The sequence below is a fragment of the Streptomyces sp. NPDC038213 genome (assembly GCF_055600495.1).
Genome location: NZ_JBVJYM010000006.1, coordinates 182417 through 199836 on the forward strand (window position 1 = coordinate 182417; position 17420 = coordinate 199836).

Genomic DNA, 17420 nt, shown 5'->3' on the forward strand with positions numbered 1-17420 from the left:
CGGGTGCGATCAGCAGCGGTACTGCCACGGGAAGAAGAACGTGTTGTAGTTCTGCACGTACTTCCAGTACTTGTGGAACCAGATGCTCGCACCGGCCGATACCGCAAGGCAGCGGCCTCCCCGGTTGATCGCGTTGTGGGCCGTGTACTGGATCCACGCACCGTACCCGCCGATGGCGACGGCGACGAGCCAGCCGACCACCGGGATGCCCGCGGACAGCGCGCCGGCTACTCCGTAGGCGTAGTGCGAGTACTCCTTGACCCGCCAGGTCCACCGGTAGTTGAAGTATCCGGTGACGGCCACGTAACCGGAGCTCTTGCCCCAGCCCGGGATGTAGACCTGTGCGACGAGCTTGCCCCAGGAGCGGTACATGGTCCGCTTCCAGGTCCAGCGGCCGTCCAGGTCGTAGGCGTTGGCCGGGTCCGCGCCCACGTACTCGTAGGCGTTGCGGGCGCCACCCGGTACGGGGTCCACCTGCAGGAAGCGGCCGGAATCCGGGTTGTAGACGCGGGCGCCCATCAGCATGGTGCCGCCGAGGGTCTCGGAGGAGCGCTGGGCGGCGCCCAGCCACTGGTAGCGGGCGGCCTGCGAGCCCTCGCGGACCTTGCCGTACTCGTCGGTGCTCATGGCCGTCGGCGGCTTGGACGTGTCCAAGGGGAGCGCCAGGCTCACGTCGCCGTGCAGGTTGGCGAGCTGGAGGACCACCTCTCCGGTAGCCGACGTCGTGGCTGCAAGCCCTCCTGCGAGGCCCTGCACCATGCGCGTGACGCGGCCGGCGGCGTCCTCGGTGATCCACCGGGGACTGTCGGCGTCGCTCGCGTAGTGGTTGGTCCTCGATGCGGTCTGCGTCCAGGTGCCGCCGGAGTTGGCTTCGGTCTTGAAGCCGCGTACGCGCTGTGCCGGGTCGAGGGTCCAGGTCTGCCGCGAGCTGCCGGCGGTCTGCTGCTCGACCAGGTCGCTGTTGAAGTAGCCCAGGGCGGTGCCGCCCGGCAGCGAGGTGGTGCGGCCGAACTTGTCGTAGGCGTGGCCCGCGTCGACGATCCGGTCGGCGGTGTCGAAGACCGAGGTCTTCGTGGTGCCGCCGGCGGTGGGGCAGTCCGCCCCGGGCGCGCCCGCGGCCGTCGTGAGCGAGGTCCGGTTGGAGCGACTGTCGAAGCCGTAGCCCCGTACGGTGCACACGTCGGCATAGGTGTCGGCGACCTGGGTCAGGCGCCCGATCGCGTCGTAGGTGTACTCCTGCTGCTCGGTCTGGCCGGCCCCGCCGGTGCGGGTCAGGCGCTGCCCGTGGACGGATTCGGTGACCGAGTCGCCGAGGACGAGGGCGCCGTCGGAGTCGCGGGTGTAGGTGCGCTCCTGGAGCGCCCCGGCCCGGCCGAGGTTCTGGCGCATGGTGTAGCCGCCGGGCAGGGTCTCCTTGACCACGCCCCCGTCGGCGTCGTAGACCGCGCTGAAGGTGCCCGCGGCGGAGTCGGTCATCGAGGTGGCCAGGCCTCGGGGCTCCTTGGCGTGGTCGTAGCCGAAGGTGACCGTGGAGGGCACCGAGTCGGCCACCTTGGCCGGCCGGTCGAGGCGGTCGTATTCGGTGGTGGTGACTCCGCCGTCGGCGTCTCCGTAGGAGACCAGGCGGCCGAGGGCGTCGTACTCCTTGGTGACGGCACCGCCGGTGTTCGAAGTGATCTTGGAGACCCGGCCGGTGGCGGGGTCGTGCTCGGTGGTCGAGACGGGTGCCGCGGTGCCGACGCCACCGGTGACGGTGACCTTGGTCAGGCGGCTGGCTGCGTCGTAGGTGCTGGTGGTGGTGCGGGTGGTGCCGGCCGCAGTGTCAGTGATCTTGGTGATCTGGCCGAAGACGTTGTACTCGTACGTCTTCACGGGCAGCTCGGCAGGGTTGGCCCCGCCTCCGGTGATTGCAGCCGCCGGGCCGGTGCGGCAGATCAGGCCCTCCCACTCGGGGCGGCCCGCGCAGGCGCCGGTGCCGTCCGCCGTGTAGTACTCGGTGGTCGTCGTGGCCGCGTCGCTGCCGTTGGAGCCGGGCTGGACGGCCTTGACCACACGGCCGCGGCTGTCGACCTGGGTGCTCGTCTTGATCGCTAGCCCGCTGGGGTCCTCGATCGTGGCGGTGCCCACGCCCTTGGCCCAGTCGTACGTGCTCTTGGTCAGCCGGGCGTCGGCCTGCTTGGCGGGCAGGTCGCGCAGCTGAGCGGCCTTGACGGTGCTGGTGACCTGGTTCCGGATGACCGCCGAGCCGTCGGTGGGGCGGCCCTCGTCGTAGCTGTTGACGGTCCACGGGCGGGCCGCGACCGTGCTGCCGGCGGCGACGAGCGTCGTGGATCCCTCGACTACGGCCTTGGCCAGCGTCACCTCGCGCAGCGGTGCCAGGGTCTCCACGGTGCGCGTGCCGTCGCTGCTGAAGACCGAGCGGTCGGAGAGGAGCTCTGCCCGCTCGGCCGAGCTGAGCGCCATGATGCCGAGGCGCGTCAGGCGGTCCTTGTCCTCCTGCGTGGCGCCGAGGGCCAGGGCGCGGTTGCCGGCGGACAGGCGGCGCACGACGTTGCCGAAGCGGTCGTACTCGGTGAGGTCGGTGTTGCCGGCCTGGTCGCGGTGGTTGACCTCCAGCCCCGAAGCGTTCAGGTAGCGCACGGTGGCACGGCCGTAGGCAGTTGCAGGCAGGGCGGACCCGTCGTGGGAGGCGGGCGCGCTGTCCGCCGGGAAGACGGCGGTTGCGTCGGTCGGTGCGTTGGTCTGGCCCCAGGCCGCGATGTCACCGCTGCCCATGGCCTTGGGGGCGCCGGCGCCGGTCAGGGGCACGTTGTACACGAGGGAGGTCGTGGCGGTGCCGTCCGTCTCGGTCTTGCTGCCCTGCTTGAGCGTCGGACGGCTGACCTTCAGGAGCATGCCGTCGCCGCCCGCGGCTCCACCGGTGTTGCCGTAGGTGAACGTCCAGGCGAGTTCGCCGGGCGGGGTCAGGGAGGTGATCCGGCCTGCGGAGTCGTAGGCGTAGCCGGTCTTCAGCGCGGGGGTGATGCGGGGGTCCCAGGTCTCGCGGAGCCGGCCCGCCGTGTCGTAGGCGTACTCGGCGACCACCTTGGCGGTGGAGTTCGCGGCGCCGGGCTCGGTGGCCCACAGCCGGATCTGCCGGACCCGTTCCTTGACGTCGCCGAAGGCCTGGGCCGTGGCGGTGGTGGTCGTCGGGTAGACGAACTCCAGCAGGCGGCAGCCCTTCGTCGAGGGGGTGGTCGAGCAGGTCGCTGCGGGGACCTTGTTCCCGGGGGCGATGAGCAGCTTCGGACGGGCGAGCACCTTTCCGTCGACCGTGACGGCCTCGGAGACCACGTCGGTGTCGCTGTCAGCGACGCCGGCCTTGCCGGAAGAGGTGACCTGCCAGGTCTCGGCTGCGGGGTCGACCTTGCCGAACTCCGAGGCGCTGCCGTCGGCACCGGTCAGAGCGAACGTGGTGGCGAAGGTGCCGGTGAGGGTCCAGGCCTCGGCGCCGGGCTCGGGCGTCCAGGCATCGGCGGCAGGGGTCTTCGCAGTGAAATGGACCGCGCTGCCGTCCTCCATGACGAGATCGAGCGACGTGGCGGAGGTCTTGCGGATGTGGGTGAAGCCGGTCTGGCTGGTCTCGGCGACCGCGCCGGACAGCCATTCGTCACCGAAGATCGGGACCTGGCCCTTGGCCGCGGCACCCGCGCTCGGGCGGCGGGAGGAGGCGGTGCGGGTGGCTCCGACTCCGAAGAAGGTCTCCTCCGTGCCGGCGATCCGGTAGTCCCCGGTCAGCAGGTTCGCGGTTCCGGGGCCGATCTCGGTGGAGGCGGCGCCGTCGGCGTTGCGGTCGACGACCACGGTGAGAGGAGCGGTGGCTCCCGCGGCGGAGTTCGGGCCGGTGAAGTCGGCCTTGATCTGGACCGTGCCGTCGGGACTGACCGTGTCGGTGGCGTTCCACACCAACGCGGGGCTCTTCCCAGCGGTCAGGGGGACAGGCCAGGCGGTGAGTGCCGTGCCGTTCTGCGTGACGTGGCCGGCAGGGATCGCCGTCCAGGCATCCGCGTCGGACCGCCGCCAGGAGAACGAGGCCTTGTCGTACTTCGTCGCATCGCTTTCGGCCAGCAGCGGCAGGCGCTTGACGGTGCGCGCGCCCTCTCCCGGCTGGACGAAGCCGCCGGGGCCCGCGTGGAAGGTGTAGTCGGTGGTCTCGGACTTGTTGTCGGCCTTGTCCACGGCGCGCACCGACAGCACGTGCGTGCCGTCCTTGGGCGGCGTGACCGAGATGGCCTTGGCGCCGGCGGCGCCTCCGGTGGAGACCTTGGTCCAGGTGGTGCCGTCGAGGGACCACTCCAGCCAGTTGTGGTCGGCGGCCGGCGGGGTCACGCTGAACGTGCCCGCCTGCCCCGCGCCCTTGACCCACGCGTTCGACGGGTAGTCGGTCGAAGTGATGGCCGTGGGGGCGGAGGGGGCAGCGGTGTCGACCGTGAAGGTCTTCTCCGCGGACCAGCCCAGGTTGTAGTGCGTGCCGTCGTACGGAGATGTGCGGAAGCGGTACGTCTTGCCGTTGGCCAGGACGCCCGCGGGGACGGTCACCGCCGCCGGCTGCCCGGACGGCACGAACGCCGACCGCAGGACCTCGCCCACCTGCGCGTTGGTGGTGTTGTCGAAGATCTGGAACGCGCCCTGGATCGTGTCGCCGTTGGCGTCGACGAACGTGTCACGGAGGGTCGGCGTGAGGGTGTTGACCGTGTACGCACCACCGTAGGAGAAGAACGGCGGCCCCGCCTCCTGCCGGGTACCGGTACGGGGACGGTAGTTGTACGTCACCGTCAGCTTGGGCGGGTTCGTCGCGGCGTTGGAGGAGTTCACCCGCTTCCACTGCTTCGTGTTGTTCTCGTCGGCCGCACGCAGGCCCATGCCCGAGTGGCCCCACTTGTTGTTGGACCAGTGCTGCACGAGGTTCTTGACGTCAGCCGTGATCCAGCCGTCGGCCGAGCAGGCGGTGTTGCCCTTGGTCTGGGTGGAGGTGGCCATCTTGGTCACCATCGAGGGCTGGTTCGTCCACCGGGAGGCGGTGGAGGCGTTGTTGGCTGTCCACACCTCCCAGGTCTGGCCGGTGCACTCGGGGGCGTTGCCGGAGTGGAAGTTCCACAGCGACAGCGTCGCGCTGGAGATCAGCGCGTCGGCCACCGGAGCGGTGTTCCACGTGATGAAGGAGCGAGCGGTACGGAAGGTGCCGTTCGCGTTCTTCGTCCCCGGATTGCCGAGGTCGAGCTCGGTGTCGTTCGACCAGTCGACCGTCTCGCCCTGCTGGACGTACGTGTCGAAGAGGTTCCCGAGCACGGAGGTCGACGGGTCCACCGTCACGGGGTAACGGGTGGCGGGGTCGGCCAGGAACGCGGCGTCCGGGGTCATGACCAGGTCGACGCCGCCCTTGGTCTTCACGACCTTCATGGAGACCTTCGCGCGGCGGGTGTGCTCACCGGACGCGGCGTCGACTGTGGCGTCCCACATGACCGGGGCCGGCATGGTCGCGGACTTCTTGGACTTGCGGTCGGTGAAGAGGACGCTGCCGTCCGCCTGGGCCTGGACCTTCAGGCCCTTGGTCCGCAGCGGCAGGACGTAGGAGAAGCCGGGCGCGGGCCGTTCCTTCACCTCGACGAACTGCTCGAAGCCGGTGCGGGTGGCTTCGACGACCACGTCGGCGCCCGGGACGGCGTTGACGTAGGTGGCGCGCGTGCCGTCAAGCTCCGGCTTGGGCAGCCCGCCACGCCACTGCAGCGTGATGGCCTCCTCGCCCTGGCCCAACGTCACCAGGTCGGTCGCGGGAGCGGCCTGGGCTGCCTTGAGGGAGGCTGCGCGCGCTCCCGACTTGCCGGCGAGCCGCAGTCCCCGCGGGTGCGCCTTGGAGCGCACCGTCCCGTCCGTGTCGGACACGAGGGCGACGTCGACGCCGCGCCACTCCCCCGTGGCGGGGTCCCGGAAGCGGATCGGTCCGCCTGACAGCTCCGAGGTCAGGGAGCCGTCCTTGTTGACCCAGGTCGTAGAGGTTTCGGTGCGCTCCGACAGCGCCTCGACCCGCTGTCCCGACAGGCGGGCTGCAACCCGGGCGGAGGGGATGTCCGCCGCAGTGGTTGCGGGCTTCGGCGCGGCGGCGGCCGCCTTCTGCGAGGACGGCGCTGCAACGGCAGCCTCGGCCCCGTAGACGGTCGACACCGACATCAGCAGGGCCACGCCGGCTGCAATGGTGCGCAGGCCTCCTTGCTGATCAGGTCTTGGACGGCCCCGGAACTGGGTTCGCAGCCCTGCTATGTGACTGTTCATGGTTCTTTCCTTGTGCATCTTTCGGGGTGGGCCGGACATGCGAGCCCGGTCCGGCGCCCTCGCCTGGTGCTGAGGCGGGCGCGGATCGTGGGTCGGCAGCGTCAGGGGCATGCCGGGATAGCCGTGCGGCGAAGAGCCGGAGCGGCCTGGATCAGCGGGTGTGGGAAGGGGCTGCTACGGCTCGATCAGGCCGGTCCTGATCGCGTAGCGGGTGAGCTCGACTCGATCACGCAGGCCCAGCTTCTGCAGGAGGTTCGCACGGTGCCGCTCGACGGTCTTGGAGCTGATGAAGAGCAGGTCGCCGATCTCCTTGGAGCTGTGGCCTTCCGCAACCAGCTTCAGAATCTCCTCTTCACGCCGGGTAACGGCCTTCGACCTGGCGGCGCCCTGTTCCACCCTGTCCAGGTAGCTGCGGATCAGCGCGGCTTCGGCTCCCGGATAGATGAAGGGCTCGTCACGCATGGCCGCCCGGCAGGCTTCGACGAGGTCACGGTCGGCGACGGACTTCAGTACGTAGCCGCTGGCGCCCGCCTTGAGCGCCTCGAAGAAGTACTGCTCGCTGTCGTACATGGTGAGCATGAGGATGCGCAGCTGCGGCTGGGTCCGGGAGAGCCGCCGCGCCGCTTCCAGGCCGGTGAGTCCGGGCATCGCGATGTCCAGAATGGCGAGGTCCACGGAGTTCCGGCCCGCTGCCTCCAGGGCCGCGGCGCCGTCCCCGGCTTCGGCGGCCACCACGAGGTCGGATTCACGTTCCAGGATCAGCCGTACCCCGCGCCGGACCAGGGCGTGGTCGTCGGCGAGAAGGATGCGGATGGGGGGCGTCACAGCTCGGACTCCTCGTTCACGGACAGGTGCAGGGCCACTTCCGTTCCTCCCTCGGGCGCCGTGCCGACGGCGATTCGGGCGCCGATAAGCAGTGCCCGTTCGCGCATTCCGAGGATTCCGGACCCCTCTTCCGCGCCACCGAATCCGTCGCCGTTGTCCCGGACCACCAGCTCGACTCGCCCTGGGAACGGATGCCGCAGCTCCAGCACGATCCGGTCGGCGTGCGCGTGGCGCGCTGCGTTCGTCAGCGCCTCCTGCGCCACGCGGTAGAACGCCAGTTCTACTTCAGGCGTGAGACGGGGTAGCTGGGGATCGATGCGGTGTCCGACGGCCAGGCCAGGGGTGGTGAACTCGTCCGCCAGGGCACGCAGCGCACTGGGCAGGCCGAGGTCGTCGAGCACTCCGGGCCGGAGCCGCCGTGCGATGCGCCGGATTTCGTCCAGGCTGTCCCGGGTGGTCTCCTGGACTGCCGAGAGGTCGCCGCGCAGATCCACGGGAGCACGGCTGCTCAACCAGTTGAGCTGAAGCATCACCGCGGTCAGCGTCTGGCCGACCTCGTCGTGCAGTTCCCGGGCAATGCGCTTCCGCTCGGCCTCCTGTGCCCGTGACACACGGGCGGCGCTGGCGGCTCGCTCGTGCTCGAGGCGATCGAGCATCGCGTTGAACGACTCCACGAGCTCGGCAACCTCGTCGTGTCCCTTTGACGAGGTACGCACTCCGGGCCTCAGGAGGTCTGCGGCGGCCATGGCACGCGACAGGCGCTTGAGCGGGGCCAGCCCGACGCGGAAGAGCGCCGCGTTGGCCAGCAGCATCGCCCCGACCCCCGCCGCCACCACCAGCGCCTCGCCGAGGAGGACGGGAGTGGACACGGTCACCAAGGGGCTCAGCAGCAACACTGCGGCCGTCACGAGCACGAGCGTGTTCATGACGAAAATTCGCCAGAACAACGACACGGCAGACCCCCCTTCGCCCCTTGTTCCAGACCCAGCAGCTCGTCCGACGGTAGGGTCGTGACCTGCGCAAACTGATCGAGACGCAGTCTGCAAGAACGGAATCCTCCCGTCCATACATGCTGACACCCATATTCGGCCACGCACGCGCGACCGGCCGGTCCACTCGGAAGGGAGTGAAGACCGGCCGGTCGCAGGGCGAGGTGTCAGAGGCGGCGCAGCTTCGTCGTGTAGACGTGGTGGGCGACCTTGTCGCCGAGGGTCAGGCCGTCTTCGGCGTCCCAGGGGAAGTGGACGCCGAGCCAGATGCGGCTTTCGGCGTCCTCGCGCGCCGCCTGGCTGAAGCTGGTGAAGGAGCGGGACTTGACGGGGGACTGCGGGTCGTCGGTCGTCATGGTGAAGGCGATGCTGTCGCTGCCGAAGTAGCGCTTCATCACGCCGGCCCACGCTGCCCCGAAGGTCGCGTGGCCGGAGGTCCAGGCGGGGAAGCAGGGGTTGACGTTGACGCCCGAGCGGGTCTTCAGGAGGGGCTTCCACTCCGGGTCCAGGCCGCCTTCGCGGATCGCCGAGACGGGTCGCCAGAGGTCGATCGGGGTCAGGAACTTCACGTCCCGTACTGCGATGCCGGCGTCGGCCATCGCGGCGGAGACGAGGGCGAAGAGCCGGGCGTTCTCGTAGGTGGTGAGCTTGCGCTGGGTTGCGACCTCGCGGGTGGCCTGGAGCAGCTGGCCCGGCGGCTTGTACGTGCCGTCCTCGTCGTTGGCCCAGAACCAAGCCGCTGCCTCCTGGTCGGGGGTGCGGTTGACCACCGGTGTGGCGCTCGTGGGCTTGTCGGCGCCGGCGGTCCGTACGGCCTCGACCTGCCGCTTGTACTCGTCGCTGGCGAGCAGCTTCTCGTACGTGCCGTAGAGGCCCGGGGTCGCGGGCCTGAACTGCGAGCCGGAGGTCAGGGCGAACGGCTTGACCAGGCCCCAGAAGGGGGCCACGGCCTGGCTGTGCTGGGAGCAGGCCGGGTCCACCATGTCGGGGTAGCTGGTAGGACGCCAGGCTCCCGGCTTGTCGTCGCCGACGTACACCTGGTCGTTGTCCGAGCCGTCGCCGCTGCGGGCGTCGCGCATCTGGGTCACCATCTTGTTCACGACGGTGGCGTCGAGGATGTCGAAGGCCGTGGGCTCCGCTCCGAAGCGGGCGCGGAACCGGGCGTCGAGGTAGTGGGTCTGGCCCGGGTAGAGGCCGAGCAGGACGTTGTAGGCGGTCCGGCCGATGACCCGCTCCTCCTCGTCGGGCCCCTCGAACCAGCCGGCGTACTTCTCGGCGTGGAGGTAGGGCTCGGAGGTGATCTTGCCCTTCCACTTCAGCTGGTACGAGGACTCCGCGTCGTAGACGGCCAGGTTGAGCATGGCGGCCGACCGGGCCATGGGGCCAGGGCCGCCGCCCTCCCTGCGGATGATCTCCAGCAGGACGTCGTTCCAGTAGTGCACCGGGTCCGCGATGGTCTGCGGCGGGAGAGCCGCCTGCGCCGGCTGCGGAGCTGCCGACAGGAGGGTTCCGGTCGCGGCCAGTACTGCGGCGACGGCCAGCGCGCGCAGGCGGCGCGGAGAACGGCGAACTGATTTGGCGTTCGTGGACATGCGGAAACTCCCCGTGGTCCCTGCAGGTGAAGGATGGCCACCGGCGGTGGCTGCGCGATCATCGCGCTCCGTGCGCGCGCGTTCGACCGCAGCCGCGCGGAATGGCCGACCCCGCGCGCGCCGTTGACCGGAACCGCACTCCGAGCTCTAGGCGTGCGCCGATATACGGAGCCCCTGCCCCGGTATGCGCACTCCGGTGCCGCCCCGCGCGCCAGGCGTTAAAGGGGCGTAAAGATTGCCGGTGACCGGCAGTGCCGAAATCTCCGGAGGCAGGACAGTATGGGGATTCCAGGGCCCGCTCGGATTCGAACTGCCGGGCACTGGAATCAAGCGGCGGTTAGGGAGGACAGGTGGCCTGCCTGCTCCGTTCACCGTGTGGCTCCGGCAGGCGGGCCGTCACCAGCCCTCGGCCGTCGCCACCGTCCGGCGTGTCGCGCACGCCACGCCGGCACTGACTCTCAAGGGGGGATTCCTGATGGATGCCATCACGTCGGGCCTGGGGCTGCTCGTCGTCGGTCTGACCGTCCTCGCGTTCGCCGTGCTGGTCGTCCTGACGCGGCTGTTCCGCAAGGTCGAGCAGGGCAAGGCCCTGATCGTCTCGAAGATGCGCAAGGTTGACGTCACCTTCACAGGTCAGGTCGTCCTGCCCGTCCTGCACAAGGCCGAGGTCATGGACATCTCGGTGAAGGCCATCGAGATCTCCCGGACCGGCCGGGACGGCCTGATCTGCAGGGACAACATCCGGGCGGACATACGGATCTCGTTCTTCGTCAGGGTGAACAAGACCTCCGAGGACGTCATCAGGGTCGCGCAGGCCATCGGAACTGCACGGGCGAGCGACAAGGAGACCCTGCAGGAGCTGTTCAGCGCCAAGTTCTCCGAGGCGCTCAAGACCGTCGGCAAGCAGCTGGACTTCACGGACCTCTACACCAAGCGCGAGGAGCTCCGTTTCAAGATCATCGAGATCATCGGCATCGACCTCAACGGCTACAGCCTGGAAGACGCGGCCATCGACTACCTGGAGCAGACCCCGCTGGCCCAGCTCGACGCCGGCAACATCCTCGACGCCCAGGGCATCCGCAAGATCACCGAGCTGACCGCCATCGAGAACGTCCGCACCAACGAGTACCGGCAGCACGAGCAGAAGGAGATCACCCGCCAGAACGTCGACGCCCGCGAGACCATCCTGGAACTGGAACGCCGCCAAGCCGATGCCGAGATCAAGCAGCGCCGCGAGATCCAGACGGTACAGGCCCGCGAGGAGGCCGAGACCGCCCGTGTGGTGGAGGAGGAGCGGCTGCGCGCGCAGACCGCCTTCCTCAAGACGGAGGAGCAGCTGGGCGTCCAGCGGGAGAACCAGGCCCGCGAGGTGGCGGTCGCGGCGAAGAACCGCGAGCGGGTCATCGCCATCGAGAACGAGCGGATCGAGAAGGACCGCCTGCTGGAGGTGATCGCACGGGAGCGGGAGACCCAGCTCTCCCGGATCGCCGCCGACAAGGAAGTCGAGACCGAGAGGCGGGAGATCGCCGAGGTCGTGCGCGAGCGGGTGGCGGTCGACCGGACGGTCGCCGAGCAGGAGGAGTCCATCAAGCGGCTGCGCGCGGTGGAGGAGGCCGACCGCACCCGGCAGGCGGTCGTCATCGCCGCCGAGGCGGAGGCCCAGGAGAAGCTGGTCAAGGACATCAAGGCCGCCGAGGCCGCCGAGCAGGCCGCCGTGCACCGGGCCGCGGAGGAACTCACCCTGGCCGAGGCCCGCAACAAGTCCGCCGAACTCGACGCCCGCGCCAAGATCCGCCTCGCCGAGGGCATCCAGGCGGAGGCGGCAGCCGAGGGCCTGGCAGCCGTCGCCGTGCGGGAGAAGGAGGCGCACGTCATCGAGAAGACCGGCCGGGCCGAGGCCGCGGCCACGACCGCCAGGCTGAAGGCCGAAGCAGACGGCGCCCGCGAGATGGCCACGGCCGAGGCAACCGGCATCGGCGAGAAGCTCAAGGCGGAGGCAGCCGGTCTGACCGAGAAGGCGGCCGCGATGGCGGCCCTGGACGAGGCCTCGCGCACCCACGAGGAGTACCGGCTGCGACTGGAGGCGGAGAAGGAGATCCGGCTCGCCGGGCTCGACGCCCAGCGCCAGGTCGCGGAGGCCCAGGCCACGGTGCTCGCCACCGGCCTGGAGAGCGCCGACATCAGCATCGTCGGCGGGGAGTCCGCCTTCTTCGACCGCATCGTCGGAGCGATGTCGATGGGCCGTGCCGTCGACGGGTTCGTGGAGAGCTCACGGACGGCGAAGGCCCTGACCGCCGACTGGCTGGACGGCAGCGGCTCGTTCACCGGGGACCTCACCCGCGCCCTGGGTGCCGTCTCGACCACCGACGTGCGCAATCTGACCGTCTCCGCCCTGCTGATGAAGCTCATGCCCACGGGTTCGGGACAGCTGGACGAGCTCATGGCAAGGGCGAAGGACCTCGGACTGGCCGACCTGACGGTCAGTGAACTCACCGGCAAGGGAACGGCGTCGGCTGTGAACGGCGCCGCCAAGAGCTGACCGCCACGGGGGTGCGGTCACCGGCCGGGAAGCCGCCGAGCGGGGGGCGGCGGCTTCCCGGCCACATCACGATCTTGTACGCGAGGGAGCAGAACGGATGACGACGGGCAGCGACACCGGGACGTACGGAATGCTGAGTGACCGGCTCGCGGCTCAGGCTGCGGAGCTGGCCAAGGGCGCCGAGGCACTCAACGGGGCCCGGATCGCCGCGTTCGGCTCCTCGGACCTGAAGCTGACCGGCTCCGGGTACCTTCCCACGGCCGGGAGCCGGATCCCCGTGGACCTGGCCGCCGTGGGGAACCTCCTCCTGCTCGGCTGCAACGGGGCCGGCGACCAGCGGGGCGAGAAGGCCGTCGGGGATGTCCTCGCCCTGTACGACCGCGACCTGAACCCGCTTCCCGAGGAGGCCGCCCCGGGACTCCTCGACGACCCCGCCTTCCGAGACGAGTTCGCCACGCTCCACCGCTACTACCACGCCGCCCGGCTGCAGCGCCTGCGGCACGTGGACGGCAAGCTCCTCGCCGTGTTCCGGATCGGCGACCAGGCGGACGACATCCGTGTCCTGCGCTGGTCCCTCGCTCCCTCCGGCGCGGCCCGCTTCCTGGACGCCCGAGGCGAACGCGACCACACCGCGCCTACCCCCGATGACGTCCGCTGGCAGGAGACCACTCGGGACGACCACGTCCTGAGCAGAATCCCGCACGTATCCGTCGACGGACGCATTCTCGTCTCCACCGTCGGCGGCGCGCTCACCATCAGCCCAGCGAGCGACACGGACGAGGTCCTGCACCGCGAGCCGGTGGACGAGCCGCTCCAGTCCCTCGCGGACGCGGAGATCTCCTACGCCGTCGCCGGACCGCTGGTCCTGCTCCGCGTCGTGCCGTACAGGGAGCAGACCCGGCGTCATCTCGTCTACAACCCGGTCACCGGCACCGTCGTCCGGCTGGACGGCATCGGACGCTCCTGCCGACGGCTCCCGGACGACGGGGGAATCGTCTTCCCGGGCGGCTACTGTCTCGCCTCCGGCACGGTCAGAACCTTCGACGCGGACAGCTCCGACCTGGAGTTCGACCATTCCCTGCCGTCCCCCACCGGCGAAGACATGCTGTTCGCCTTCCGGCCCCGCGCCGGCGGCCCCAGTCTGCTCCTCCCCTACAACACGATCCGCAAGGAGATCCCTGCGCCGCTCCCCTGCCACGGCCACGCCCGGTTCGACGACGGCACCGTGGTCACACTGCGCCCGGACACCGATCTGCCGGGCCGGGCCCACCCGGTGCAGGTCTGGCGCACACCCTTCACCTCCGATGCCCTCCCCGTCACCCGGGTGGACAGTCCGCTCGGCCGCATCGGAAACGCCGGGCTGGTCCGGGCCGTAGCCGACACCCTGGCCGTCGCCCGGCAGGCCGCCGACACCCGGACCGCGGCCACCGGCACCGCCGCCGTCCGGTACGAGACGCTCCTTTCCGCCTGCGACCGCACCGCCGACCGATTTCCCTGGCTCGAAGAGGCCACGGCCACAGAGTCCGGCAGCCGCGACCTCGCCCGGCTGCTGCAAGCCGTGCGGACGACCGCGGCGCAGATCCTGGCGGAGTTCGAGACCGTCCGGATCCTGATCGGCCAGGCCGCCGACGCACTGGCCGAAGCCCACCGGACCACCACCGGCCTCATCCGGCGGATCCGGGGCGAATCACCGGCCGGAGCCCCGGAATGGATCGCCCGCCTCACTGAACTGCGCAAGGCACAGGGTCACCTGGTGACCCTCAAGGAGATGAGGTACGCCGACACCGCCGGCATCGACGCCCTGGCCGGGGAGGTGGCCGCGGCCCTCGACTCCACCGCACACCGGGCCCTCGCCCACCTCCAGCGCGAGGACGCCTTCGCCGACTACGCCGCTGAAGCCGAGCGGCTCATCACCGAGGCCGGGGCGATCACCACGGTCGCCGAGGCCGATCCGCTGCGCCGACAGCTGGACGGCCGAACCGCAGGCCTCCAGCAGCTCGCCGAGGTCGTGTCCGGCCTGGAGATCGCTGACACGAGCGTCCGCATCTCCCTCCTGGAACGCATCGCCGAGGCGACGGCGGGCCTGAACCGGGCGCGCGCCACACTCGACGCACACCGGCAGCGCCTTCTGCGGCAGGAGGACAGTGCCGAGTTCGCTGCCGAGTTCGCCCTGCTGGGCCAGACCCTCGCCGGCGCCCTGGGCGCTGCCGACACGCCTGAGGACTGCGACGCCCAGCTCTCCCGGCTACTGCTCCGGCTGGAGAGCCTGGAGGCACGCTTCGCCGAGCACGAGGACTTCCTCTCCCAGGTATCCGAGAAGCGCGCCGAGGTGCACGACGCCTTCGCTGCCCGCCGCCAGGGCCTCCAGGACGCCCGGACCCGGCGCGCCGAGAGCCTCGCCGGATCCGCCCACCGCGCCCTGGAGTCCGTGGTCCGCCGAGCCTCCGCCCTCTCCGACGAAGACGCGGTCAACACCTACTTCGCCTCGGACCCCTTGGTGGCCGGACTGCGCCGTACTATCGGCCGGCTGCGCGGGCTCGGCGACGGCGTACGCGCGGAGGAGCTGACGGGCCGGCTGGCGGCGGCCCGGCAGGAAGCGGGCCGCGCGCTGCGCGACCGCACCGACCTGTTCGCGGACGGCGGGGAGACGATCCGCCTGGGTCGGCACCTCTTCGCCGTCACCCGCCACCCCACCGAAGTCACCCTGGTGCCGGGCCGGGACGGCATCGAGTTCGCCCTGACCGGCACCGACTACCGGCGGCCCGTCACCGATGCCTCGTTCGCTGCCACCCGCCCTTACTGGGACCGAGCGGTTCCGAGCGAGTCGGCCGAGGTGTACCGGGCCGAACACCTGGCGGCCCGGCTGCTTGCCGAACACGGCACCGCGGCCCTGGCCAAGGCCGGCGACGCACTCGACGGCCTGGTCCGGCGGGCCGCCGAGGCATCGTACGACGAGGGCTACGAGCGTGGTGTCCACGACCACGACGCCGCCGCGATCCTGCGCGTCCTCCTCCGACTTTGCAGCGGAGCCGGCGCACTGTCGCACCCGGGTCGGGACCGGGCGGCCGCCGTCCTGTTCTGGGTCCACGGCCTGGCCGAGGACGCCCGTGCGTCCCTCCTGCGCCGTGCGGCCTCCCTGGGGCGGGCCCGCTCCCTCTTCGGCACCGCACCGGCGCTCGAAGCCCTCCGGATCGAACTCGGGCACTCCATCGCGTCGTTCTCGCCAGACCAGGCCCGTCCGGAGTCTGCCGCCGCGTACCTGCTCGACGAGCTGGCGTCGGGGCGGACCGGCTTCGCGGTCTCGCCAACCGCCCGGAAGCTGCTCGACGCCTTCCGCACCGGCGCGGGTACGCCCGGCAGCAGTCCGTACGCCGAGGACCTCGCGGCCCTCCCCGGACTGGCCGAACGCCGACAGCTCGTGGAGGGCTGGCTCGGCGCCTACGCAGGAGCGGCGGACGACCCGGTCCACGAGGGGGACATCGCCGAGGCGACCGCCGTGGAGCTGTGCCCCTCCCTGCCCCGTTACGAGGTCGAGGGCGCCACGACGGGGACTGTCACGGGCCTGCTCGGAGCCCACCCGCGGGTCCGCGGAGGCACGCTCGGCATACGCCTGGACGAGTTCCTGGCCCGCACGTCACAGTTCGCCACCGTGGATGTCCCGGGGTTCCGCTCCTACCAGCGAGCGCGCACCGCCCTGGTCGAAGCCGAGCACACCCGGCTGCAGCTCGACGCGCACCGGCCTCGCGCCATGTCCTCCTTCGTCCGCAACCGCCTGATCGACGAGGTCTACCTCCCCCTCGTCGGCGACAGCCTCGCCAAGCAGCTCGGTGCCGCCGGTGACACCAAGCGCACCGACTCCCACGGCCTGCTGCTGCTCCTCTCCCCACCGGGCTACGGCAAGACGGCCCTCATCGAGTACGTCGCCCAGCGCCTCGGTCTGCTCCTGGTCAAGATCGACGGCCCGGCCCTCGGGCCGGCGACCGCCTCGCTCGACCCGGCCTCCGCCCCCGACGAGGCCGCTCGCCGCGAACTGGAGAAGATCGCTTTCGCCCTGGAGGCCGGGAACAACGTCCTCCTCCACGTCGACGACATCCAGCACACCTCCCCCGAGCTGCTCCAGAGGTTCATCCCGCTCTGCGACGCCACCCGCACCCTGAACGGGCGCGACCTGCGCGGAAAGCGCTTCGCCGTGTGCATGGCCGGCAACCCGTACACCGAGTCGGGGCAGCGCTTCCGTGTACCCGACATGCTCGCCAACAGGGCCGACGTGTGGAACCTCGGAGACGTCCTGACCGGCAAGGAGGACGCCTTCGCGCTCAGCTTCGTCGAGAACGCCCTCACCTCGAACCCTGTCCTCGCACCCCTCGCCGGACGCGACCGCGCCGACCTCGAACTCCTCGTCCGGCTCGCCGAGGGCGACCCCACCGCCCGCGCCGACCGGCTGACCCGGGCCTACGCTCCGGCCGAGCTGGAGGAGGTGCTCGCCGTACTGCGGCGGCTCGTGGCCGCGCGCACCACCGTCCTCGCCGTCAACACCGCCTACATCGCGTCGGCCGCACAGCGGGAGGACAGCCGGACCGAGCCCCCGTTCCTGCTCCAGGGCTCCTACCGCTCCATGAACAAGATCGCGGCCCGGCTCTCGCCCGCCATGCACGACGGCGAACTGTCCGCCGTCATCGACGACCACTACACGGCCGAGGCACAGACACTCGCCACAGGCGCCGAGGCGAACCTCCTCAAGCTCGCCGCCCTGCGCGGCACCCTCACCCCGCCGCAAGCCGCCCGCTGGTCGGAGATCACCGCCTCGTACGTCCGGGGTCGGGCGGTCGGCGGCTCCTACGGGGATCCGGTGAACCGGGCCGTGGCCGCTCTCGGCCTCCTTGCCGACCGGCTCGCCGCCGTTGAAAGCGCCATCCGGAAGGACAGGACGGAAGAGATATGGCCAAACGGGTACACGCCTCCCTCGGGGACACATGGATCCGCTGTCTGATCTGCCAGGGCGACGAGTTCCGCGAGAGGGGCGTGAAGCTCAACAGCTCCGGCCTCGAACTCTTCAACCTCGCCTGGGCCGACGAGACCGCCACCGGGCTCATCTGCCTGTCCTGCGGATACGTCCACCTCTTCGTCAATCCCGACGTCCGCCTGCACCGCGCCCGCAGGTAGGAG

At 70.6% G+C, this 17420-nt stretch carries 7 protein-coding genes; 3 read left to right on the forward strand and 4 right to left on the reverse strand.

Features of this window, described 5'->3' with window-relative positions:
• Window positions 1-9 precede the first annotated feature (9 nt).
• From ACZ7JZ_RS12365 to ACZ7JZ_RS12380, 4 genes are all read right to left on the reverse strand, one after another.
• Window positions 10-6207: a DNRLRE domain-containing protein gene (locus tag ACZ7JZ_RS12365; protein ID WP_470937437.1), complete on the reverse strand. Its 6198-nt coding sequence runs from the start codon at window positions 6205-6207 to the stop codon at window positions 10-12.
• A 276-nt stretch (window positions 6208-6483) separates the two neighbouring features.
• Window positions 6484-7134, reverse strand: a complete 651-nt coding sequence (locus ACZ7JZ_RS12370) for a response regulator (protein ID WP_470936877.1) — start codon at window positions 7132-7134, stop codon at window positions 6484-6486.
• Entirely contained in the window at window positions 7131-8087 is a 957-nt protein-coding gene (locus tag ACZ7JZ_RS12375) for a HAMP domain-containing sensor histidine kinase (RefSeq protein WP_470936880.1), read from the reverse strand. The genes ACZ7JZ_RS12370 and ACZ7JZ_RS12375 overlap by 4 nt, the downstream gene beginning before the upstream one ends.
• Before the next feature lie 203 nt (window positions 8088-8290).
• On the reverse strand, window positions 8291-9715 hold the full coding sequence (locus ACZ7JZ_RS12380) for a vanadium-dependent haloperoxidase (RefSeq protein ID WP_470936883.1): 1425 nt from the start codon (window positions 9713-9715) through the stop codon (window positions 8291-8293).
• A 475-nt stretch (window positions 9716-10190) separates the two neighbouring features.
• Between ACZ7JZ_RS12380 and ACZ7JZ_RS12385 the strand changes: the two genes are divergently transcribed.
• From ACZ7JZ_RS12385 to ACZ7JZ_RS12395, 3 genes are all read left to right on the forward strand, one after another.
• The gene (locus tag ACZ7JZ_RS12385) at window positions 10191-12254 is read left to right on the forward strand and encodes a flotillin family protein (protein ID WP_470936885.1); all 2064 of its coding nucleotides are present in this window, start codon (window positions 10191-10193) and stop codon (window positions 12252-12254) included.
• A 97-nt stretch (window positions 12255-12351) separates the two neighbouring features.
• Window positions 12352-17244, forward strand: a complete 4893-nt coding sequence (locus ACZ7JZ_RS12390; RefSeq protein WP_470936888.1) for a DNA repair ATPase — start codon at window positions 12352-12354, stop codon at window positions 17242-17244.
• Entirely contained in the window at window positions 17193-17417 is a 225-nt protein-coding gene (locus ACZ7JZ_RS12395) for a hypothetical protein (RefSeq protein ID WP_470936891.1), read from the forward strand. Before ACZ7JZ_RS12390 ends, ACZ7JZ_RS12395 begins: the two co-directional genes overlap by 52 nt.
• The last annotated feature ends 3 nt before the right edge of the window (window positions 17418-17420 follow it).

Excerpts from the sequence above, each read along its gene's own strand:
- ACZ7JZ_RS12365 (WP_470937437.1), bottom strand. The coding sequence starts at position 6,207 with ATGTCGGTGTCGACCGTCTACGGGGCCGAGGCTGCCGTTGCAGCGCCG.
- ACZ7JZ_RS12380 (WP_470936883.1), bottom strand. The coding sequence starts at position 9,715 with ATGTCCACGAACGCCAAATCAGTTCGCCGTTCTCCGCGCCGCCTGCGC.
- ACZ7JZ_RS12385 (WP_470936885.1), top strand. The coding sequence starts at position 10,191 with ATGGATGCCATCACGTCGGGCCTGGGGCTGCTCGTCGTCGGTCTGACC.
- ACZ7JZ_RS12390 (WP_470936888.1), top strand. The coding sequence starts at position 12,352 with ATGACGACGGGCAGCGACACCGGGACGTACGGAATGCTGAGTGACCGG.
- ACZ7JZ_RS12395 (WP_470936891.1), top strand. The coding sequence starts at position 17,193 with ATGGCCAAACGGGTACACGCCTCCCTCGGGGACACATGGATCCGCTGT.